Consider the following 22,894-nt stretch of genomic DNA (forward strand, 5'->3'; position numbering starts at 1 on the left):
GCGGCTGACCTGGCGCCGATTGCCCTGTTCCCGTGGCCGCCGGGCAAGGAAGGCGCTGATCAGCCCTCGCCGGGCCCGCCGGCACGTTCGAGCAGCGCGTCCGCGAGGGTGCGCGCCAGCCAGTCCCGGCACTCGGAGAAGCTCCAGCCGCAGACGTCGGTGAGCCGCTCGAACAGTTCGATCGAGGTCAGGGCGTAGATCTGATCGGCGGCCCGGTCGACGGACAACCCGGCGCGCAGGAAACCGGTCGCGGCCAGGTGCTCGGCAGGTTCTCGGCTGCCGGTCCGCCGCTGCTGTTCCGTGCCGGCCATCAGGTCGGTGAGGCCGCCGGCCGCCGCGGCGGATCGCAGTACTCGGTGCACCGGGCCGATCCGTTCGTAGATGCCCACGGCCATCTCCGCGAACAGCGCCAGCTTCCGCACCGGGTTCGGCTCGGCGATGATCGCCTGGACCTGCGACCGCGCGCTCTGCGGGATGAGCCGGCCATCGCCGGCGAGAGTCACGTCATAGACCAGCTTGGCGAGCCCGGGTTTCCCGCCGGGGCAGGCCGAGTAGAGCGTTTGTACGGCGACTCCGGCGGCCTGTGCCACGTCGGCCATGGTCGTGGCGGAGTACCCGCGCTCCAGCATCAGGGCGCGGGCGGCGTCGGCGATCCGCTGGCGGGTCGCCTCGGCGTGCTCCCGCCGCAGATTGCTCTGGTATCGCCGCCTGGTCTGTTCGCTCATCGCGACCATCGTGCCAGACAATTGACTAGAACGTCTTCTAATGAAAGCATCTCATTCTAGAGATGCTCGGATATCGACCCGGAAGGTCGGAACGATGCCTTCACTGCTGCTGACGATCACCCGCCCGGCGGCGACGTTGCTGGTCGGCCTTTTCGCCGGAGGCACCGTCTTCATACTGCTCGCGCCCTCGCTGACCCGCCTGCCGGCCGCCTCGTACGTGCCGTACTGGCAGGCGCTGAACACCGACTACGGCCGGGCCATGCCGCCGCTGCTGCTCAGCGCCCTCGCCCTGCTCGCGGTCACGTCGGTCCTGTCCTATCGGCACGGCGCGCTCGTCTTCGGGCTCAGCGTCGCAGCGGCGCTCCTGGTGATCGCCGTCATCATCCTCACCGTGACCCAGATGGATCCGCTCAACCGCCTCGCCGACTCCTGGACCGCCGACCAACCGCCCTCCGACTTTGCGGACATCCGCCGGCACTGGTGGGGCCTGCACACCGTCCGGACCGCGCTGGCGATGCTGGCCTTCGCCGCGCTCCTGGTCGCGCAGGCGGCCGACCGGGGCAGCAGCGGTGGCGCCACCACGGCGCAGCAGACGGCGGCAGGGGCGACCGTCCGCGCCTGACCCGATCGGGACGCATCACGCGGAGCTCGCGGGCTATGCACGCCAGGCGGCTCCGGAGCCATGCCGGGGAATCGAGGGCCATACGGTCCTCAGTCCTTGCCGCGGCCGAGCTGGAGATCGGCGACCTTGTGGAAGATCCGCTTGAATTCGTCGTAGGCCTGCTCGCCCACCACCAGCGCGTGCCGCCGCTCGATGTCGGCCATGATGGCGTCGGAGACGGACATCATGTCCAGCCCGAGATCTGTGGGCACGATCAGCTTGGCCCGCCGGTCCTCCGGGTCGGGCTCGCGCCGTACGTATCCGAGTTCGGCGAGCTCGTCGACGAGCGTTCCGATGACCTGCTTGTGCTGGCCTGACTGGTGGGCCAGGTCGGTGGCCCGGCTGCCCTCCGCGTCGAGGTAGGCCATCACCGCGCCATGCCGGGGCCGCACCCGGGGATGCCCCCTCAGGCCGAGAGTCTCGAACATCTCCTTCTGCACACTGAAAAGGACCCGACTGGTGAGTATGCCCAAGTCGGGGCTCTCCTCCTTGCGTGTGCTGCGTCGCATCAGGTCATCCCCTCCACAATTCGTCACTGATATTGACTATCAATTATGTTGACTATACCGTGTGCATCGCCACTGCGTGCCGGCTTCAGCCACGGCGACCACACCGCCCTCATCTGGAGCGGCACGATCTTCGACCTCAGATGACGCCGGCGACTTCTGCGCGGCGCGCGACCTGCAGGATTGGACTCGCAGATGAATTCGGATCAGCGCTGGTCGGTGGGGCATCGAGCCGCACTGGTCAGCTCGTACGACACGCTCGCATTCGTCCCCGCCCGGCGGTTCCACGACGAGACGTTCCGGCAGATCATCCATTTGCACCGCGGCGGCTCCGGTTTGCGCCTGCATCTGTCCAACCGTTTCGGCGAAGAACCGCTTGTCGTCGGCGAACTGCGGGTGGCCGCCCACACGGGCGGAGGAAGCATCGCGGTGCCGACCGACACAGTGGTGACCTTCGGCGGCGCGAAGTTCGTGACGATCCCGGCGGGGGAGTCCGTCGTGACCGACCCGGTGAACTTCGCCCCAGAGGACGACTCCGAACTGGCCGTCAGCCTCTACATGCCAGGTTCTACCGGCCTGGCCACCTTTCACCCCTTTGCGCTCCAGACCGGCTATGTGACCAGCGGCAACACCGCCGCAGAGAAGCAGACGCCGAATGCGGATGAGATCGGCTCATTGTTCTGGATCGCCGGTGTGGACGTCCTCGGTCCCGGCGCGCACACACCTGTCGTCGTCGCCTTCGGCGACTCGCTGACCGACGGCACCGGCACTACTTCCGGCGCCAACCGGCGCTATCCCGACCACCTGTCCCGGCGGCTGGGCGTCCCGGTGCTGAATCTCGGCATCAGTGGCAACCGGCTGCTGCGCGACGGCGCCGGCGAGGCGGGCTTGACCCGGTTCCAGCGTGACGCGCTGGACGTGCCCGGTGTCTCGCACGTCATCATCGAGCTGGGCACCAATGACATCGGACTGGCCACAATGGACGGCCGGCCCCGGCCGGAGGCACGGGAGATCGTCGACGGCCTGTACGCCCTGGCCCGCCGTGCCAGGGCGGCCGGAGTCGTCCCGATCGGCGCGACGCTCCCGCCCACCGAAGGCGCCGTCTACGAGGGTTTTCACACAGCCCAGGGCGACCGGGTCCGGGACGAGGTCAACGCCTGGATACGTGGCACCGCGGAGTTCGCGGCGGTGCTGGACATCGACGCCGCCCTGCGTGACCCGTCCCGTCCCACGCGCTATGACCCCGGCCTGGACAGCGGCGACCACCTGCACCCTAACGATGCGGGCGCGGCCGCAATGGCCCAGGCGATCAGTGCCGCGGTGTTCGCCCGGTAGCGGACTAGATCTATTTCGGGCCCGGTCGTCCGTGGCCGTACGAACTCCCTCCCATGCTGCGAGGCGCGTTCGGCGGGCAAAGTAGTAAGTAAGTTTGACAATCAAGATTAGTGACTTATTATCGACGTGTAGCACTGCTGCTGAACAACGAGGAGAGACATGAACAGCAAGAGAGTCATCGCGGTAGTGGGCGCCACGGGCGCTCAGGGCGGCGCCACCGTGCGGGCGCTGCTCGATGACGGGGAGTTCGCGGTCCGGGCGCTGACTCGCGACCCGCAGTCCCCGGCGGCGCGGCAACTGGCCGACCTGGGTGCCGAAGTCGTCCAGGCCGACCTCTACGACCTTCCGAGCTTGATCCGCGCGTTCGACGACGCCCACGGGACCTTCCTGGTCACGCCCTTCTGGAACCACCTGTCGGCGGAGAAGGAGCTCGAAGAGGTCCGCAACCTCATCGCGGCGGCGAAGGCGACGAAGGTGAGCCACGTAGTCTGGTCGACGCTGGAGGACACGAGGGACGCCATCGACCTTGAGGATCCTCGGATGCCGATCCTCGACGCGAAGTACAAGGTTCCGCACTTCGACGTCAAGGGCGCTGAGGCGGACCGGCTCTTCGCCGAAGCGGATCTTCCGACGACCTACCTGCGTGTGTCCTTCTACTGGGACAACCTGCTCACGGCGTGGCTGCCGAAACGCGACGAGGACGGAACCCCCGTGCTGGCGTTGCCGGTGGGGGACAGCCCGGTCGCCGGAATCGCCGCCACCGACATCGGCAAGTCCGTTGTCGGGATCTTCCACCGGCCGGCGGAGTTCGTCGGCCGCACGATCGGCGTCGCCGGTGAGTACCTCACCGGAGAGCAGATCGCGGAGTCATTCAGCGAGGTCCTCGGCGAGCCCGTCGTCTTCCGGCCCATGCCGTACGAAGACGTGCGCAACCTCGGCTTCCCGGGGGCCGTGGAGATCGGAAACATGTTCCAGTACTACGGGGAATTCTCCGAGGCGTACACCGGAGCCCGCGATCTGGAGATCACACGCGACCTGGACCCGAGCGTGCAGACGCTCACTGAATTTCTGGCCGACCACAAAGACGAACTCTCTGTGTGAGACATCGGGGGAGACATGCAAACAGTAGAGATCACGCGATTCCGAGTAGCCGCTGCGAACGCGGAAGCGCTGTACGCGGCACGTCCCGCCATGATCCGCGATTTCCAGGCGGATCGAAGCGGCTTCCTCGACGCCCGGCTCATTCGGGTCTCCGAGGAGGAGTGGGTCGACATCGTCTTCTGGCGAAGCAGCCAGGACTTCGCCGAGTCGCGCGCCAAGGGCGGGAATCTGCCGGGCATCCAGGCCTTCTTCGCACTGATCGATGAGCTGGTCAGCTCCGAAGAGGGCGAGGCCCGCGAGGAGATGAACGGATGATGCGTGCCGCATGGTACGAACGGCAGGGGCCGGCCCGCACCGTGCTACAGGTCGGCGAGATGGACACCCCGCAACCGCGACCCGGTGAGCTGCGCGTACGGGTGGCCGCGTCCGGAGTACACGCCGGCGACCTCGGCAAGCGCGCAGGCGCGTTCGGTCCGATGCCGTTCCCGCGCGTCGTCCCGCACGGTGACGGCGCCGGCGTGGTCGACGCGGTCGGCGCCGGTGTCCACCAGGGCCGGATAGGGCAACGAGTCTGGGTCTACCTGGCTCAGTCCTATCGGCCGTACGGCACCGCGGCGGAATTCACCGTGGTACCGGCTGAGCATGCCGTGCCGATTCCCGACGGTGTTTCCTTCCGCTCCGTGGCCGCGCTCGGCATTCCGGGGATCACCGCCCACCGGGCGATCTTCGCCGACGGGCCCGTGAACGGCGCTCGCGTTCTGGTGACGGGCGCTCTCGGCGCCGTGGGACGAGCCGCTGTGGCGGTCGCCCGCCGCGGAGGAGCCACGGTCATCGCCTCCGTGCGACACAGCCACCAGATCAAGGAAGCCCTCGCTGCTGGAGCGCACCACGCCGTTGCGGCCGGTGGAGACTTCGCGAGCCGCGTACTGGAAGAAACCGGCAACGAACCCATCGATCGGGTTGCGGACATGGCTTTCGACACCGGCATCGACGTGTATGCGGACCTGCTGCAGACCGGCGGCGTGATCGCGACGTACGCGACGGCCGATGCCCGGCCCGAGATCCCGTACTGGCCGCTGGCCTTCAAGAACATCAGCATCCGGCTGATCAGCAACGACGACTTCCCGCAGCGGGCGAACGAGGAGGCGGCCGCCGAGCTCACTGCGGCGATCGCCGCCGGCGACCTCGAACTCCCCGTCGGAGGACACTTTCCGCTGGAGCGAATCGTCGGCGCGCACGAGGCCGCGGAGCAGTCCCATGAAGGAAGCCGGTTCATCATCGAGCTCTGATGCCGCAGCAGCTCTCGGCGCGTATTCAGTCGATCGTTTCGCTGAGGTCGGTACAAGGGCGAGTTTGTCAGGCTGTGATTCCGATGGGAGTGATGGCCAGCTTGTCCTCGCACGGCTGGATCGAGTGTCGTACCGGGATCGCTGCTTGGTCGCCGAAAACGCTGATCATGACCACGTATGGGGGGTCAAGGGGGCCGCCCACACAGGCCATTGACAAACGATCGTTCCACAGCACGGAGAAGGGTTCGTACTCGCCAGGATCCACGACGTACGTCTGCGCGGTTGCGAGGTGCAGTCGCTCGACGTGGCCGCGTATGGTCGTGTGGTCCGGAGGACAGTCTGGACCGCCGCTATCCATGCAAATGATGTCGAAGCCGCGCATGGTGAAACCGGCCCAGCCTTCGAGCGTGCAGGCGGTCGGCGATCGGTTGGTCAGCTTGTAATCGCTGGCGAAGTCCCACCCGGCGACTGTGGACGGGTCGCGGGTGGTTGTTGGGGTGACTCGCAGGTCTGCCGCCCGGCATCTACGGGTCGACGGGGACGCCGAGTGGCGAGATGGCTGCGGCGATGGGCTGGCTGCCGTCGGTGGCGTGCTTGGGCGAGTCATATCTGGTCGGCTCGGGACGGCGGACGGGTTGCCCAGGGCTGCCGGTGCGGTGCGCACGGCACAGCCGGACAGGCAACTCGCTGCCGACTCTGGCATCAGTGTCGCTGTGCTACAGCCTGACAGGAAGACCGCTGCCAGCACTGCGGCGACGAACGATTTCCGGGATGCCATGCCCGGACGATAGCCAAGATCAACCTGCGGGGCCGAGCCCGGTGGCAAGGTTTAAGACACAGTTCGTTCGCGCGTTCCAGCACCTTCCACCCAGGACGGTGCCAACCTCGCTGACCGGAGGCGCGCCGTCCAGGTCATGTTCAGCGGGGTGCACCAGCCTCGACGATGTCCGCTCGGCACGCACCAACCCCCAGTCCTTCCGGTTCCGCACCCGAAACCGTGGTGACCTTCCCTTGATATGGGCATCGACTCGCCTTTGAACGCGTTCAACTCGCTGCGCTAGGCTCATCCCCCACACCTGGGAGAAGCCTGATGAAGATAGTGATACCCGGGGGAACCGGGCAGGTGGGCACGATCCTGAATCGCGCACTGACCGCCGCAGGCCATGAAGTCGTAATCCTGACCAGACGGCCGGTGCGCGACCGTGAAGTCCGCTGGGACGGCGAGACCCTGGGTCCATGGGCGGAGGAGATCGACGGCAGCGACATCGTGGTCAACCTGGCCGGACGCAGCGTCAGCTGTCGCTACACCGCAGCCAATCTGCGGGCCATGAAGGATTCGCGCGTGAACTCCGCCCGGGTCGTGGGTGAGGCGATCGCAGCCGCCGTGCGGCCTCCCCGTGTCTGGTTGCAGATGAGCACCGCCACTGTCTACTCCCACCGCTTCGACGCGCCCAACGACGAGGCGACCGGCGTGCTCGGCGGCACTGAATTCGGCATCCCGGGCTACTGGGCCTACAGCGTCGAGATCGCAAAAGCGTGGGAGCGGGCGCAGGAGAGAGCCGAAACCCCGTACACGCGCAAGGTCAGCATGCGCACTGCCATGGTGATGAGTCCCGATCGCGGCGGCGTCTTCGACGTCTTGCTACGGCTGGCGCGGCTCGGCCTCGGCGGCCCGGTCGCGGGCGGCGCGCAGTACGTGTCCTGGATTCACGACCGCGATTTCGTCCGTGCCGTTGAGTTCCTGGCCGACCGGGACGACCTCGCGGGACCGGTGAACCTCGCCGCTCCCGTTCCTCTGCCACAGCGCGCATTCATGCGCGTGCTGCGCACCGCGTGGGGAGTTCCGCTGGGCTTGCCGGCAACGAAGTGGATGGCGGAGCTTGGCGCGTTCGCGCTGCGCTCGGACACCGAACTCCTGCTGAAAAGCCGCCGGGTCGTCCCCGGACGCCTGCTCGAAGCGGGCTTCGCCTTCGATCACTCCCAGTGGTCGGCGGCCGCCGCCGACCTTGTACGGCGCGTGCGCGGCGGGCCTGGCTTCACCAAGTGAGCCTTCGGCTCCCGCAGGGCTCCGATATCTCATGGCCGATGTCCTTGGGCGGCCCGTACGGTGACCACGTGGGAAAGCACGTGACAGATGACGGCGGCACGCTGATCGTCCAGCGGGTCGTGGTGCGGTGGAGCAAGCAAAGTCGTGGTGCCGAGGGGGCCACTCGTCGGCGCCACATCCCTCGAGCCTTCCCTCTGCCGTCGATGCCGGATGCGCCCCTGCGCTTTCATGACGTCCTCGCCCAGGAGCGGACCGGATACACGCCAAGCGAGACCATCAAGCTCCACGCCCTTCCGGCAGACCTCAAAGGGTTGCTGTTCAAACCGGACGGAACCGGCGTTGTGGTCATGCGGACGCCCGCGTGGCATGTGTTTCCGTACGATCGACGTGCGGTCCAGGTGTTCCGGCTTCTCCCGGGAGAACTGGCCCGGTACCTGGCCAACTATCGCTTCTCCGGGTACAGCACCGACTGGTACTACGAGGAGTGGACGGTCCATATCGCCTACGCGCCCTGGCGAGCCGACCTCTTCCTGCGCGACGCGTTCGACCATGTCAAGGACGAAAGGGTCACTCTGTACGGAGGGCGTGGATGACGGCATACCTGCACCCGGCCTACAGCCGGCCGTTCGCTGAACCCGTCGCCGTCAGGTCTGCGGCACGGCGACCTGCGGCCCGTGACCAGGCGCCACCGACCCCTGCAATACCAGCGCGGCCCCGCCGATCGCCGCCGAATCCCGGGGATTGCTCGACAGATCGACCTGCACCGCATGGATCCGTCGTGAGACCGCGCGCTCCCCGAGTCGCCGCCGGATCTCGCTCACGTACAACGAGCCGGCGACCGCGAAACCCGGTCCGGCGAGCACCAGCGTGTCCAGATCCCACAGGTTCGCCAGGGTGAGCGCCCCGTCGGCCAGGAGGGCCGCCGACTCGTCCACAAGGACCCGCGCCTGGTCGTCGCCGTAGATCGCCGCGCGGGCGAGCACGTCGAAGGCCCGCGCGTCCGGGTCGTCGGCGCGGATCCCCAGACGGTCGGCGAGCCCGGTGATGGTGCGGGCGCGCGACACCAGCGCGGCCGGGGCCGCGTACAGCTCCAGGCAGCCGCGGTTCCCGCACCGGCACGGGTCCCCTTCGCGCACCACGGACACGTGCCCGATCTCGCCCGCGTTCGAACTTGCCCCCCGGTGGAGAGCTCCATCGAGGACGACCCCCGAGCCGATCCCGGAGTTCATGTAGAGGCACCCGAACGTACGGTCCCGGGAGACCTGCCGCCCCCAGAACTCGCCCACGGCAGCGGCGGCGGCGTCGCCGTCGACGAGCACCGGGACCCCGAGCCGCGCGGACAGCGCCCGCCGCAGGTCCAGGTGCCCGAAACCGGGCAGAGCGAGGAAACGGCCCCGGGCCACGTCGACCGGTCCCGGTGCGACGACGGCCAGGCCCGCCACGCTCTGCGGGGCCAGCCCGAGGCCGCCGGTCACGTGCAGGTAGAGGTCGCTGAGCTGGGTCACCACATCCTCGGCGGGGGAGACGGCGATGAGTTCCCGGCCGATGGTGCCGCCGCGGGTGTCGGTCACCACGCACGTCAGCGTGTCGGCTCCGACACGGATGCCGACGCCGTACGCTGAGCGGGAGTTGATCACGAGCAAGGTGCGCGGCTTGCCGCCGGTCGCCACCGTGTCGCCGGTCTCACGGACGACGCCGTCGTCGAGCAGGCGGCGGACGATGTTGGAGATCGTCGGCTGGGTCAGGCCTGTCGCCTTGACGAGCTCGACCCGGCTGATCGGGCCGGAGGACCGGATGAGGTCGACGACGAGGGCACGGCTCCCCGGGCCTGCAGCCGCCGATTCTCGCCTCGCCAACGCCGGACCGCCTCTCGCCCCTGCCGCCTTCGCGGCGGCATTACCGTTACGAGGCACGAGGTTAGTTCACGAGGAGGACACCGATGGCCGCGGAATCGACGGGCCCGAGCGCGGGCACGCCGGTGGGGCTCGCTCTCGTACGTGACGCCGAGGTCCTTGGGGCCGAGCCGTTCTTCCACGAGTTCATCGCGGGCATGGAACGTGTCCTGGTGCCGCTCGGCGTCCCGGTGCTCCTTCAGGTCGTCGCGACGGTCGCGCATGCCGCCGACCGCATGCGGGCCTGGGCCGAGGAAGGCCAGGTGCAGGGGGTGATCCTCATCGACCTGCTGCCGGGCGACGAGCGGGTCGCGCTCGTACGCGACCTGGGCATGCCCGCGGTCGTCATCGGCGACCCGGTGACCGCCGGGGGGCTGCCGGCCGTGTGGACGCAGGACGAGGTCGCCATGCGCGACGTCGTCGCCGAGCTCGTCGCGGGCGGCCACGACCACCTCGGGCACGTGGCCGGGCCCGCCGAGATGGCGCACACGATCATCCGCCGCCGCACCTTCGGCGCCGTGGCGGCCGAGCATGGCGTGCGGACGACGACGTTCGACGGCGACTACTCCGAGGCGGCCGGGGTGCGCGCCGTCACGGCTCTCGCGGGCATCGGCGACCGGCCGACCGCGCTCGTCTTCGACAACGACGTCATGGCGCTGGGTGCGCTGCACGAGGCCGCCCGGATCGGGCTCGCCGTGCCGGGCGACCTGTCGCTCGTCGCGTGGGACGACTCGGCGCTGTGCCAGCTCGCCGATCCGCCGCTGTCGGCCGTCAGCCACGACGTGCAGGCGCTGGGCGTACTGGTGGGGGAGACGCTGGCCGAGGTCCTGTCGGGAGCCGCCGCGCGGGTCATCATGGCCGCTCCGGCAACGCTCGTCGTTCGCGGTTCGAGCATTTAATAGATTACTAATCTTTGTTATTGACTCCTGGCTTCCTGTCCTGGTTTGCTGTGGTTCAGCACGTCCCAGCAATACCCGTGCAACCCGTGAGTAACGTCCGGGACACACGGAACCCCCCAACAGGAAGCAAAGGAAGCCCCCATGCACCGCACCACGCCTCGAACCGTACGCGGGGTGGCCGCGCTTGCCGTCGGAGCCCTCGTCTTCTCCCTAGCCGCGTGCGGCTCCGACGAACCGGCGGCGTCCGCGCAGGGGGGCGGCTCCCTCGACGTCGTCACCCGCTGGACGGCAGGCAACTCGGCGGCGGCGGCCCAGAAGCGCGTGTTCGACGCCTACACCAAGGAGACCGGCACCACGATCAACCTCACCGAGGGCCTGGAGGAGATCGACGACCAGGTGGAGACCTCGATCGCGGCGGGCAAGTCGCCCGACCTGGTGATCGTCAACCTCTTCGACAAGACCGTCGGCTGGCTCGACGCGGGCGTCACCGTCCCCGTCGACCAGTACGTCAAGGACTGGGGCCTGGAAGCCAAGATGAAGCCGGAGGCGCTCGACGAGTGGCGGGTCGGCGGCGTCGCCGGCGGCGAACTCCAGGGCCTGCCGTTCTCCGGGTTCAGCTGGCCGCTCTGGTACAACACCGATCTGCTCACCAAGGCCGGGGTGGCGTCCGTGCCGAAGACCACTGACGAGCTCATCGACGCGGCCCAGAAGCTGCGCGCGGCCGGGATCGGCCCGGTCGCCGTCGGCGGCAAGGACTGGACCGGTCAGAAGCTCTTCTACCAAATCGCCCAGTCGTTCACCGACGCCAAGACGATGCAGAAGGTCATGCAGGAGGGCGGCTACTGCGCGACGCCGACCGTGATGAACGGCATCAAGCTGTTCACCGACCTGCGCGACGCCAAGGTGTTCGTCGACAACGCCGCCGGTCTGTCGTCCGACGACATGTACGCCACGTACTACTCCGGCAAGGCCGCGATCATGTCGGCCGGCTCGTGGGCGTACACCGAGTCGAAGGCCTCCGGCACGGGCATCGAGACGCGGACCACCCTCGGCGGGTTCCCCGTGCCGAGTGGCGCCGCCTACGCCAAGCCGTCGGCCTACCAGGGCTTCACCGGCGTCGGCTTCATGATCACCAAGCAGGGCGCCTCGCCGGAGAAGATCGGCAAGATCAAGGCTCTCATCACCAAGTTCTACGACCAGGCCACCGTCGGCGACTTCGTCAAGGACGCCGGCATTCTGCCCCCCGTCACCGGCGACTTCGCCTCGTACGCGACCGACCCGTTGACGGCCAAATCGCTGGGCCTGGACGCCGAGGTCGACCATGAGGTGCTGCCCGACGTCTGGATCGGCGCCGCGTCCGACCCGATCACTCAGGTCCTGACCGGGGCCTACGGCAAGGCGACTCCGCAGGAGATCTGCGAGGGCCTCGACACGGCCACCAAAGGCTGAGACACCTCCCGACAAGGGGTCGCCGGGCGCCGCGGCGGCCCCTCTCCTGCACGAAGGAAACACCCTCCCATGACCAGATCCCCCCGGGTCCTCTGGCTGACCGTCCCATCTCTCGTCTGGTTCGCCGTCTTCTCCGTAGGCCCGCTCGTCGCGATGTTCGTCATCGCCACGCTGCGCTGGAAAGGGCTGCTGTACGAGCCCACGTACATCGGCCTGGACAACGTCACCAAGGTGTTCGCCGACCCGACCTTCCACGCGGCGGTGCGCAACAGCCTGATCCAGGTGGCCGTCGCGATCCCGGTGATGATCCCGCTGGCCTTCATGCTGGGATACCACCTCAACACCAAGCCGCGGGGCTACCGGATCCTGTCGGTCCTCTACTTCTCGCCGGGGCTCATCTCGATCTCCATGACCGGGATGATCTTCTACGGCGTGCTGTCGCCCAACGGCGGCGTCAACGGCCTGCTGCGCGGGCTCGGGCTCGACTCGCTGGCCAACGCGTGGCTGGCCGACCCGGCCACCGCGCTGCCGAGCCTCATCGCCATCGACCTGTGGCGTGGCATCGGTTGGACGGCGGTGCTCTTCGCGGCCCGCCTCGCCAGCGTGCCGGGCGAGGTGATCGAGGCGGCCCAGATCGACGGCGCCGGCAGGTTCCGCACAATGTGGCAGGTCGCCTATCCGATGGTGAAGGACTACGTCCGCACGCTGACGATGCTCCAGTTCCTCTGGACGCTCTTCACCTCGGCCGCACTGATCCTGCTGCTTACCAAGGGCGGCCCCGGGACCTCCTCGACCACCCTGTCCTATCTCGTCTACGCCAAGGCCTTCTCGATGCGCGACCTCGGCTACAGCCAGGTCGTGGGCGTCGTGCTGCTCGTGCTCGGGATCGCCGGAATGGCGCTGATCCGAGTCCTGCTGCGAGGGGACAACCGATGAGGAAGCGTCCGCTCGCGACCGTCCTGAGCTGGTTGTACGCCCTGATCCTGGCGGCTCCGCTCTACTACCTCGCGGTCAGCGCGCTGAAGACCAACATCGAGATCTTCACCCGGCCGTTCGCGCTGCCCGCGGCGTGGCTGTGGGAGAACTTCCGTACCGCATGGGAGACCGCCCGGCTCGGGCAGGCGCTGCTCAACTCGGTGCTCATCTCGCTGGTCGCGATCGTGCTGACGCTGGCGCTGGCTGTACCGGCGGCGTACGCGCTGGCCCGCACCGACAACCGGGCGGCCCGGGTGGTCACCGGCGCGTTCTCGGCGGGGTTCCTCATCCCGCCGTTCGCGGCGCTGATCCCCACGGTCGTGCTGGCGATCAAGATGGGACTCTTCGGCACCCGCGAGTTCCAGATGCTCTTCCTGCCCGCGAGCGCGCTGCCGCTGTCGGTGCTGCTGCTGACGCAGTTCATGCGCACCGTGCCGGCGGCGCTGGTGGAGTCGGCCGCGCTCGACGGCGCAGGGCACTGGCGGCTGCTGACCCGGGTCTTCGTGCCCATAGCGATGCCGGGCGTGGTGAGCGTGACGATCCTCCAGCTGCTCACCTTCTGGAACGAGTACCTGTTCGCGCTGACCATCACGGGCACCGCGCCGGACGTGCGCACCGTCCAGGTCGCCCTGCCGACGCTCGTCTCCGACGCGACCAACCTCGGCGTGCTCGCCGCCGGCACCGTGCTCACCGTGCTGCCGGTGTACATCGCGTACTCACTCATGAATCGCCGGATGCAGGAAGCACTCACCGCGGGGGCGGTCAAAGAATGACACAGACCACACAGGCCACTACCTCCATGACCGCCACCCGCCTCGACCTCGGCGGCGAATGGGCGCTTACCTGGGCGGGAGGGCCGGACGACGCGCCGGAGGCCGTCCGCACGGCTGCGATCCCGGCGCGGGTGCCCGGCGAGGTGCACACCGCCCTCATGGCGGCCGGGCACATCGTCGACCCCGACGTCGGGTGGGGCGAGTTGGAGCAGCGGTGGGTCGGTCACTCCCAGTGGGTCTACCGGCGCACGGTGCACTGGTCGCCGGTTCCCGGCGCGCGGACCGACCTGGTGGCCGACGGGCTCGACACGATCGCCGACGTGTACGTGAACGGCAGCCTCGTCGGCGCCGCGCGCGACCAGCACCTCGCCTACCGCTGGCCGGTCGAGGACGCGCTGGTGCCCGGCGACAACGACGTCGAGGTGCGGTTCGCCTCGGCGTGGGAGGCCGCCCATCGGCACGAACACGCCCACGGCCCGCTGCCCAGCCCGTACGACGAGCCCTACGCACACGTGCGCAAGGCGGCCGCCAACTTCGGCTGGGACTGGGGCCCTCACTACGTCACCGCCGGGATCTGGCGGGACTTCCGGCTGGAGACCTACACGGGCCGGATCGACAACGTCCGCCCGCTCGTCCGCCTCGACCCCCCAGAAACCGACGGCCACACCGCGGCCCACGTCACGGTGCACGTGCGCGTGGACGCGCCGGACGGGTCCGAGGTGCGTGTGGAACTGGCCGACCCGACCGGCCGTCCGGCGGGGTCGGCCTCGGGCACGGTCGCCGGAGGTGACGAGGTCGTCGTCGCCCTGCGGGTGGACGATCCCGACCTCTGGTGGCCCGTCGGCCTCGGCGGGCAGCCCCTGTACCGCCTGCGCGTGGAACTCGGCAACGCCGGAGTCGTGCTGGACTCCGCGTCCGTACGGGTGGGACTGCGCAGCGTCGCGGTCGACGAGACCCCCGATGAGCTCGGCACCCGCTGGGCGCTCGTTGTCAACGGCAGGCCGGTACGGGTCCGGGGGTACAACTGGATCCCCGACGACACGTTCGCGAGCCGGGCCACGCCGGAGCGGGTGGCGTACCGCATCGACCAGGCGGTCGCCGGGAACGCCAACCTGCTGCGCGTCTGGGGTGGCGGGCACTTCGCCACCGAGGAGTTCCTCGACGCGTGCGACGAGCGCGGTGTCCTGGTGTGGCACGACTTCCTCTTCGCGTGCGCCGCGTACTCCGAGGACGAGGAGATGACCGCGCTGGTGACCGCCGAGGCGGAGCAGGCGGTCGCCCGGATGGCGGCGCACCCGAGCCTGGTGATCTGGTGTGGCGGCAACGAGACCGTGCTCGGCTGGCACCACTGGGGCTGGGCCGACCAGATCGGCACGCGCGGCTGGGGCGCGCGCTACTACCTCGACGTGCTGCCCGCGGTGCTGGAACGGCTCGACCCGACGCGGCCCTATGTGCCCAACTCGCCGTGGTCGGGCGCGCTCGACCGGGACCCGGCGGCCGACACCCACGGCCTCAGCCACCTGTGGGACGCCTGGAACGAGCGCGACTACGCCCATTACCGCTACCACGACCCGTCGTTCGTGGCCGAGATGGGCTGGTGCGGCCCGCCCGCGTGGACGACGCTCGACCGTGTCGTCCCAGGGGAATCTCCCGGGCTGGACTCGCCGCAGACGCGCCACCACCTGCGCGCCATCGACGGCATGCACAAGATCACCCGGGGGCTGCAACCCCATGTGCCGACGCCGCGGACCGACGCGGACTGGCACTTCGCGACGCAGGTCGTGCAGGCCCGCGCGGTCGCGGCGGGCGTCGAGTGGCTCCGGTCGCGCGAACGGTGCGGCGGCGCGGTGGTCTGGCAGCTCAACGACTGCTGGCCGGTGATCAGCTGGTCCGCCGTCGACGGCGCGGGCATCGAGAAACCGCTCTGGCACGCGCTGCGCCGCTCCTTCGCCCCCCGCCTGGTGACCGTTCAGCCGGTCGCCCCCGGGCCGACCCACGATCCGACCGGCCCCGACGGCCTGCTGGTCGTGCTGGTCAACGACTCGGCCACGGCCTGGACCGCCGACGTGCTGGTCCGCCGGGTGGCGCTCGACGGCCGGGAGCTCGCCCGGACCACCCTCAGCGCCGGCTGCCCAGCCGGCGGCCTGGTACGGCTGCCCGTCGACGAGGCCGTCGCGAACCCCGGCGACCCGAACGCCGAGATGCTCGTCGTCGAGGCGGGCGGGACGCGTAACACCTGGATCTACCGCCCCGAGCGCGAGCTGACCGCACCGCGCCCGGAACGGCGGGTCGCCGTCCAGATCGCCGACGGCGTCCTGCGCGTCACGGTCACCGCCGTGACCACCCTGCGCGACGTGTGCGTGGCAGCCGACCGGCTCGCCGCGCCGCTCGGCCTCGAACCGTCCGCGCTCGCTGTGGACGATGCCCTCGTCACGCTCCTGCCGGGCGAGAGCCGTACCTTCAACATCACCCGACGGGACGGCCGCGCGATCGCGCCGGCCGAGCTCCCCGGCACTCTGATCGGCGCAACGGTCCGGTCCTTCGGCGAGGTCACCGGCCCAAATGGGAATTCGCTCTGATCCAAAGGAACCCCCCATGAAACTCCGAAGGACACTCAGCGCATTAGCCGGCGCCGCCATGGTCGTCGTGACCCTGGCGGTGCCGTCGCAGGCGGCGGCCGCACGCCAGATCCACGTGGCCAAGACCGGGAGCGACGCCAACGCCGGCACGTCGGCCGCTCCGTACCTCACCATCGACAAGGCCGCCCAGGAGGCGCAGCCGGGCGACACGGTCGTCGTCCACGCCGGGCTCTACCGCGAGTGGGTCAGGCCCGCCCGCGGCGGAACCGGTGAGGACGCCCGCATCACCTACACCAGCGCCGGCGACGGCGAGGTCGTCGTCAAGGGCTCGGAGGAGATCGACACCTGGACGCGGTACAGCGGCGACGTCTGGAAGGTCACCCTCCCCGACTCCTACTTCGGCGACTTCAATCCGTACAGCACGGGCCAGCCGCAGGGCGGCGAGGGCGGCACCTTCCCCGGCTACACCGCCGGTGACGTCTACCTCAACGAGCAGGCTTACTACGAGAAGCCGTCGCTGAGCGCCGTCCAGTCGGCCGCCGACACCTGGTTCGCCGAGGTGGGCGGCGGCAACACCACCATCTACGCCAACTTCGACGGCAACGACCCGAACGCCAAGCTGGCCGAGATCAACGTACGCCGCCAGGTGTTCGCGCCGGAGGCGTGGGGTCTCGGCTATATCACCGTCCGCGGCTTCACGGTCAAGGACGCCGCGGGCACGTACTCGGACTTCCCGAGCAGCCCCTCCCGGCGGCAGGCGGGCGCGATCAGCGTCAACGGCGGCCTGAAGTGGATCATCGAGCAGAACACCGTCGTCAACGCCCGCACCATCGCCATCGACATCGGTCTCGGGTGCGACGAGTGGGCCGGGAACCGTCCCGGCGAGACCCGGACGGACTTCCACGACACCGCCAAGTACGGCTCGCACATCGTCCGGAACAACTACATCGCCAAGGCCGGCCAGTCCGGCATCGCCGGCGTGTTCTCCTGGAACTCCGACATTCTGTACAACCGCATCGAGGACACGAACTACCGCGGTGAGTTCAGCGGCGCGGAGACGGCCCCGATCAAGGTCCACTACATGAACGAGGGCCTCATCAAGGGCAACTTCCTCAAGAACTCCAAGGGCGGCAACTCCGCGGGAATCTGGACCGACTGGGGCAATCAGAACCTCCGCGTGACCGGCAACATCGTGATGAACGCCCCGTGGGGTTACTACGCGGAGGCCGTCCACGGGCCGATCCTCGTCGACAACAACGTGTTCATCGGCAACGCCGACATGCGCACGCTCGACGCGACCGGCGTCGTCTACGCCGACAACATGTTCGTCGACAACGGCCGCATCGCGGTCGACGGCGGCGGCCGGGACGCGTACTACTTCCAGCCGGGCACGATGAACGAGAGCACCGCGCTCACAAGCCCGCAGAAGTTCTTCTGGTACAACAACCTCGTCAACGGCTCGACCCTCCCGACGGACGCCACGGACAAGACGCACGTCAAGGAGGGCAACGCCACCGGTGTCCTGTCGAACGTCAAGGTCAACACGTCGGCCACCGAGGTGAAGCTCGACTTCGACCTCGACGCCTCCGGAATCGGCGGCCTCACGCCGGTGACCAAGGCACGGGTCGGGGTCATCCCGCGAGCGGGCGAGTCGATCGCCGCGGACGTCACGACCGACTTCTTCGGCAAGCCCTTCAGCGGAATGCCCGGCCCGTTCGCCGAGGCGAAGACCGGCGCCAACTCCTTCACCCTGTGGCCCCCGGCGGGCCAGACAGTGCCGACGCCGCCCGAGCCGCCGGCGGACGTCCCGGTCAACCTGTCGCTCAACCCGGACGCGAAGGTCGTCGCCTCGTACGAGGACGGCAACCTCGTCGCGACGAACGCCATCGACGGCAACGGCTCCTCGCGCTGGTCGAGCGACCACAGCAACGACCCCAACGCGTGGATCTACGTCGACCTCGGCCGCGAGTACGACGTCTCCAAGGCCGTCCTGCAGTGGGAGGCGGCGTACGGGAAGTCGTACAAGATCCAGATCTCCGGCGACGCCCAGCACTGGGAGGACGTCTACTCGACCACGACCGGCGCGGGCGGCGTGGAGACGATCACGATCCGCAGGGACACCCGCTACGTCCGCATGCAGGGCGTGCAGCCGCAGACGCAGTACGGCTACTCGCTGTACGAGTTCGAGATCTACGGCACCCCGGTGCAGCCGGAGGTCCCGGTCAACATCGCGCTGAACCTGCCGCCGTCGGCGTACACCGCGTCGTCACAGTCGAACGACGGCAGCGGCCCGGTCGACAGCCAGCCGCAGAACGACCGGTCGGCGTTCCGCGCGTTCGACGGCAACACCGCCACCCGCTGGGGCTCCGACGGTGGTGACACCCAGTGGATCCAGGTCGACACCGGCAAGACGCACGTCATCGACAAGGTCGTGCTGAAGTGGGAGGCGGCGTACGCGTCCCAGTACAAGATCCAGGTCTCGGCCGACGGCACGCAGTGGACCGACGTGCACACGCACAACGACGCCACCCCCACGGGCGACCATGTCGACGAGATCACCCTGGATCCTCCGGTGTCGGGCCGTTACGTGCGGGTGCAGGGCGTCAAGGCCGCCACCCAATGGGGCCTGTCGCTCTGGGAGTTCGAGGTGTACGGCACGGCCGAGCCCGCCGACACCGTCCCGCAGTGGCCGACGACCGCCCAGCTCCAGCTGAGCGCGGTGACCGGCACCTCGGCGAACGTCGCCTGGCCGGCCGCGACCGACAACCAGGGCGTGACCGGCTACAAGGTGTACCTCGGCCAGACCCTGAAGGGCACCCTCGGCGCCGACGCCCGTACCTTCCCCCTGACGGGCCTGACCGCGGGCCGGACGTACACCGTGAAGATCACCGCGCTCGACGCGGGCGGCGAGAGCCAGGGCCTCACGAAGACCTTCACGACCTCCGGCAACTCCGCGACGCGCGCGCTGTCCACCACCTACCCGCGCACGTACGCCGACTGGGAGGAGGGCCTTCTCGCCGGCAACGGCAAGCAGGGCATCATCGTCTTCGGCAACCCCCGCGACGAGACGGTGGTGTTCGACGACCGCGACTTCTTCATGGCGCGTACGGAGGCCCGGCCGCAGCGGACCTTCAACACGGTCAGCCAGGACAACATCAAGAAGATCCGCGACCTGCTGATCGCCGGGAAATACCAGGACGCCAACCAGCTCGCGGCCGACGTGCAGGGCTACCAGGGCGGCGGTGAGGGCAGCAAGCACCCCGGCTTCAAGATGACCCTCCAGATGCCCGCCACCGGCGAGGTCACCAACTACGTCCGCTCGACCGACTACTCGGCCGGCGTCGTCTCGGTGAACTGGACCGACGACAAGGGCGACTGGCGGCGCGACGCGTTCGTGTCGCAGACCGACGGCGCGACCGTGCAGTACCTCCCGGCCCCCGCCGGGCAGAAGCTCGACGTCAAGCTCGGCCTGTCGATCGACCCCGAGATGAACCTGCTCAACAAGGGCCTCACGGCGGTCAACGCCTCGACCACCGACTTCCTCAACCTGCGGGTGAAGTACCCCAGCGGCAGCTACGACGCCGGTTACGAGGGCGTCACCCGGATCGTGACCGACGGCACGAAAACGATGGCCGGCACCGACGTGCAGGTGACGAACGCGTCGTACGTCATGCTGCTGTCGCTGACCCAGCGCTACGACGGCACGTATGAGGGCGGCGTGCCGGCCGAGCAGGAATGGAACAAGAAGCTGTTGCAGGCCAAGCTCGCGGCGCTGCCGAGTGACTACACGACGCTGCGCGACCGCCACGTGGCCAAGCACAGCCAGATGTTCGACCGTGTGAAGATCGACTTCGGCGCGTCCGAGGCGGACCGCTCGAAGTCCAACGAGGAACTGCTCGCCGAGCAGAAGACCGCGACGACGCCCAACCTGGCGCTGTTCGAGCGGCTGTTCAACTCGGGCCGCTACCACCTGATCGGGTCGAGCAGTCCGACCGCCCCGCCCGACCTGCTCGGCAACTGGACCGGCGACAGCAACGTCGGCTGGGACGGCTACTACCACCTCGACGCCAACCTCAACCTGCAGATCTCCAGCGGCAACATCGGCAACCTGCCGGAGGTGATGGCGGGCTACTGGTCGATCAACAAGAGCTGGCAGAAGGACTTCCGGACCAACGCCCAGAAGCTGCTGGGCACCCGCGGCATGCTGACGGGAGGCAACACGCCCAACGGCGAGGGCCTGATCTCCAACATCAACTTCGACTATCCGTACCAGTACGTCACGGGCGGCGAGTCGTGGCTGCTCTACCCGTTCTGGGAGTACTACCAGATCACCGGCGACCGGAAGTTCCTGGAGGAGCAGTACTACCCGCTGATCCGTGACATGGGCGACTTCTACGAGGACTTCCTCGTCCAGAAGGACGCGAACGGCAAGTACATCTTCGCGGGGTCCATCTCCCCGGAGAACCGCCCGGCGGGCGGCGTGCCGCTCGCGGTGAACTCGGTGTACGACATCTCCGGCGCCCGCTTCGCCCTGTCCACCTTGATCCAGACCAGCAAGGCGCTGGGGAAGGACGCCGACAAGATCGCCGTCTGGCAGGAGAAACTCGACAACCTGCCGCCGTACATCGTCAACGACGACGGCGCCCTGGCCGAGTGGGCCTGGCCCGACCTGGCGAACAAGAACGCCTACCAGCACCGCCACTCCAGCGGCCTGATGCCCGTCTGGCCCTACCGTGAGGTGACGCCGGAGAAGAACAAGGCGCTGTACGACGCCGCGAAGGTCTTCCTCAAGAAGAAGGACGCCGGCAACTACGAGAACGCCGGTCACGGTCTCCTGCACGGTGCGCTGATCGCCGCCGACCTCAACGACGCCGACAGCGTCAACGCCAAGCTGATGCGCTTCGCGAAGGACGACTACTACTACAGCAGCCTTGCGACGTCGCATTACAACAACAAGGGCGTGTTCGCGACCGACGTCGTGAACTCCGTCCCGACGATCATGATGGAGATGCTGGCCACGACGGACACCGGCACGCTGGAACTGCTGCCCGCGCTGCCCAAGGGCCTGAAGCACGGCTCGATCTCCGGCATGAAGGGCAAGAGCCGGTTCACCATCGACGACCTCGACTGGGACATGGACACCCACAAGGTGAAGGTGACGCTCACCTCGGACATCGACCAGAACCTCACTCTGATCCAGCGGTCCGGCATCGAGCAGGTCACCGGCGCGCCGGTGCAGAACTCGCCGCTGGGCGGCATCGCCCGGGTCGTCCCCCTGAAGGCCGGCCAGCCGGTGACGCTGGAGCTGACCCTGCGAGACACGTCGCGGGTGAACCTGGCCCTGAACAAGCCGGCCACGGCGTCGTCGCAGTCGAACACCGACCAGGGCCCGGCCAAGGCGTTCGACGGCGACCCGGCCTCCCGCTGGGCCGCGAACCAGGACCCCGCCGGCTGGATCCAGGTCGACCTGGGCGGCATCTACTCCCTGTCGGAGGTGGACCTGGCCTGGGAGGCGTCGTACGCCAAGAGGTACAGGCTCCAGGTCTCGATGGACGGGCAGAGCTGGAAGGACGTGTTCACGAAGAACGACTCCACCGGAGGGACGGAGAGGATCCCGGTCAGTGCGCTGGGCAGGTTCGTGCGGATGCAGGGCGTGGAGAGGTCTGGCCAGTGGGGCTACTCGCTCTACGAGATGGAGGTGTACGGCGCCGAGGCGCCTGACATCGCCCTCGGCAAGACGGCGACCGCGTCGTCGGCGTCCAACGCCTCCCAAGGGGCTGGGGCCGCCTTCGACGGTGATGCCACGACCCGCTGGAGCGCCAGCCAGGCGCCGGACAACTGGCTGCAGGTCGACCTCGGGGACACCTACACGGTCAACCGCGTGGCCATCGACTGGGAGGACTCGTACGCCAAGGGCTACAAGCTCCAGACGTCGGCCGACGGCCGTACGTGGACGGACGGTTTCACCCAGACGAACGGCGACGGCGGAACCGACCTGATCGACCTGAACGCCGACGCCCGCTTCGTCAGGATGCAGGGCACGCAGTTGTCGGGCCAGTGGGGCTACTCGATCTACGAGATGAAGGTGTACGGCTCCCTGCCCGACACCGCGACGACCATCGCCGTCTCCGGCGTCACGCAGGGCAAGTCCTACGACGACAGCGAGAACCTGACGATCGGCTGGGAGGTCGCGGGTTCGGGCGTCACGTCCGTGACCGGAACCCTGGACGGCGAGCCGTTCACCTCCGGTTCGGTCGCCGAGCTGTACCGGCTGCCGCTCGGGGAGCACACGCTGACGGTCACCGTGGAGAACCGGTCCGGCGGGCGGGTCGACCAGTCGGTGACGTTCTCGACCGGGACCTCGACCGACGCGATCTCCGTTCTGATCGAGCGGTTCAGGACCGGTGGTGAACTCAGCGCCTCGGGAGCGGACAAGCTCGACAACAGGATCTCCAAGGTCATGGTGTCGGAGGACAAGGGGCGCGAACGCGACAAGAAGAAGATCGTGAAGAAGCTCGAACGCTTCGTCGACACGGTCAACGATCCCAAGATCGTGCTGAACCCGCTGGTGAAGGCGACGTTCCTTCGTGACGCCGACCACCTGATCGTGGCGGGCGGCGGCGAGCCCGTCTGACACCCGTCCGGTACGGCACCGCACACGTC

General features: G+C 68.6%; 16 protein-coding genes. 13 read left to right on the forward strand and 3 right to left on the reverse strand.

Going from position 1 to position 22,894, the window contains the following annotated elements; translation table 11 throughout:
• Positions 1-59 precede the first annotated feature (59 nt).
• Positions 60-725: a TetR/AcrR family transcriptional regulator gene (locus tag Pth03_RS28285; protein ID WP_203947456.1), complete on the reverse strand. Its 666-nt coding sequence runs from the start codon at positions 723-725 to the stop codon at positions 60-62.
• A gap of 94 nt (positions 726-819) precedes the next feature.
• Here Pth03_RS28285 and Pth03_RS28290 point away from each other — a divergent pair, with 94 nt between their 5' ends.
• Complete coding sequence (locus tag Pth03_RS28290; RefSeq protein WP_203947457.1) at positions 820-1,347, forward strand: anthrone oxygenase family protein; 528 nt, start codon at positions 820-822, stop codon at positions 1,345-1,347.
• Between the two features lie 89 nt (positions 1,348-1,436).
• On the opposite strand, the gene Pth03_RS28295 is transcribed toward Pth03_RS28290, so the two are convergent.
• Positions 1,437-1,895 (reverse strand): MarR family winged helix-turn-helix transcriptional regulator, encoded by a 459-nt coding sequence (locus Pth03_RS28295; RefSeq protein WP_203947458.1) that lies wholly within the window; start codon positions 1,893-1,895, stop codon positions 1,437-1,439.
• Positions 1,896-2,087: 192 nt separating this feature from the next.
• Between Pth03_RS28295 and Pth03_RS28300 the strand changes: the two genes are divergently transcribed.
• The 6 genes from Pth03_RS28300 to Pth03_RS28325 all read left to right on the forward strand — a co-directional run bounded on the left by Pth03_RS28300 (position 2,088) and on the right by Pth03_RS28325 (position 8,257).
• Positions 2,088-3,227: a GDSL-type esterase/lipase family protein gene (locus Pth03_RS28300; RefSeq protein ID WP_203947459.1), complete on the forward strand. Its 1,140-nt coding sequence runs from the start codon at positions 2,088-2,090 to the stop codon at positions 3,225-3,227.
• A gap of 159 nt (positions 3,228-3,386) precedes the next feature.
• Positions 3,387-4,328 carry an NmrA/HSCARG family protein gene (locus tag Pth03_RS28305; RefSeq protein ID WP_203947460.1) on the forward strand — a complete coding sequence of 314 codons (942 nt, stop codon included), beginning with the start codon at positions 3,387-3,389 and terminating at the stop codon, positions 4,326-4,328.
• Between the two features lie 15 nt (positions 4,329-4,343).
• Positions 4,344-4,643 carry a hypothetical protein gene (locus Pth03_RS28310; RefSeq protein ID WP_203947461.1) on the forward strand — a complete coding sequence of 100 codons (300 nt, stop codon included), beginning with the start codon at positions 4,344-4,346 and terminating at the stop codon, positions 4,641-4,643.
• On the forward strand, positions 4,640-5,617 hold the full coding sequence (locus tag Pth03_RS28315; protein WP_203947462.1) for a zinc-binding dehydrogenase: 978 nt from the start codon (positions 4,640-4,642) through the stop codon (positions 5,615-5,617). Before Pth03_RS28310 ends, Pth03_RS28315 begins: the two co-directional genes overlap by 4 nt.
• A 1,090-nt stretch (positions 5,618-6,707) precedes the next feature.
• Entirely contained in the window at positions 6,708-7,664 is a 957-nt protein-coding gene (locus tag Pth03_RS28320) for a TIGR01777 family oxidoreductase (protein ID WP_203947463.1), read from the forward strand.
• Between the two features lie 68 nt (positions 7,665-7,732).
• Positions 7,733-8,257, forward strand: a complete 525-nt coding sequence (locus Pth03_RS28325) for a hypothetical protein (RefSeq protein WP_203947464.1) — start codon at positions 7,733-7,735, stop codon at positions 8,255-8,257.
• 51 nt (positions 8,258-8,308) lie between these two features.
• Here Pth03_RS28325 and Pth03_RS28330 read toward each other — a convergent pair whose 3' ends face one another.
• A complete protein-coding gene (locus Pth03_RS28330; RefSeq protein WP_203947465.1) occupies positions 8,309-9,520 on the reverse strand; it encodes an ROK family transcriptional regulator in 1,212 nt (403 codons plus the stop codon).
• A gap of 83 nt (positions 9,521-9,603) precedes the next feature.
• On the opposite strand from Pth03_RS28330, the gene Pth03_RS28335 reads away from it, so the two are divergent.
• From Pth03_RS28335 to Pth03_RS28360, 6 genes are all read left to right on the forward strand, one after another.
• Positions 9,604-10,455 carry a LacI family DNA-binding transcriptional regulator gene (locus Pth03_RS28335; RefSeq protein WP_203947466.1) on the forward strand — a complete coding sequence of 284 codons (852 nt, stop codon included), beginning with the start codon at positions 9,604-9,606 and terminating at the stop codon, positions 10,453-10,455.
• Positions 10,456-10,596: 141 nt separating this feature from the next.
• Positions 10,597-11,904 carry an ABC transporter substrate-binding protein gene (locus Pth03_RS28340; protein ID WP_203947467.1) on the forward strand — a complete coding sequence of 436 codons (1,308 nt, stop codon included), beginning with the start codon at positions 10,597-10,599 and terminating at the stop codon, positions 11,902-11,904.
• Positions 11,905-11,973: 69 nt separating this feature from the next.
• Positions 11,974-12,840 carry a carbohydrate ABC transporter permease gene (locus tag Pth03_RS28345; RefSeq protein WP_203947468.1) on the forward strand — a complete coding sequence of 289 codons (867 nt, stop codon included), beginning with the start codon at positions 11,974-11,976 and terminating at the stop codon, positions 12,838-12,840.
• Positions 12,837-13,652 carry a carbohydrate ABC transporter permease gene (locus Pth03_RS28350; protein ID WP_203947469.1) on the forward strand — a complete coding sequence of 272 codons (816 nt, stop codon included), beginning with the start codon at positions 12,837-12,839 and terminating at the stop codon, positions 13,650-13,652. The genes Pth03_RS28345 and Pth03_RS28350 overlap by 4 nt, the downstream gene beginning before the upstream one ends.
• A gap of 26 nt (positions 13,653-13,678) precedes the next feature.
• Complete coding sequence (locus Pth03_RS28355; RefSeq protein WP_203947470.1) at positions 13,679-16,231, forward strand: glycosyl hydrolase 2 galactose-binding domain-containing protein; 2,553 nt, start codon at positions 13,679-13,681, stop codon at positions 16,229-16,231.
• Between the two features lie 16 nt (positions 16,232-16,247).
• Positions 16,248-22,865, forward strand: a complete 6,618-nt coding sequence (locus Pth03_RS28360; protein WP_203947471.1) for a discoidin domain-containing protein — start codon at positions 16,248-16,250, stop codon at positions 22,863-22,865.
• Positions 22,866-22,894 lie beyond the last annotated feature (29 nt).

Origin of the sequence: Planotetraspora thailandica (assembly GCF_016863335.1) — a bacterium.
Taxonomy (GTDB): Bacteria; Actinomycetota; Actinomycetes; order Streptosporangiales; family Streptosporangiaceae; genus Planotetraspora; species Planotetraspora thailandica.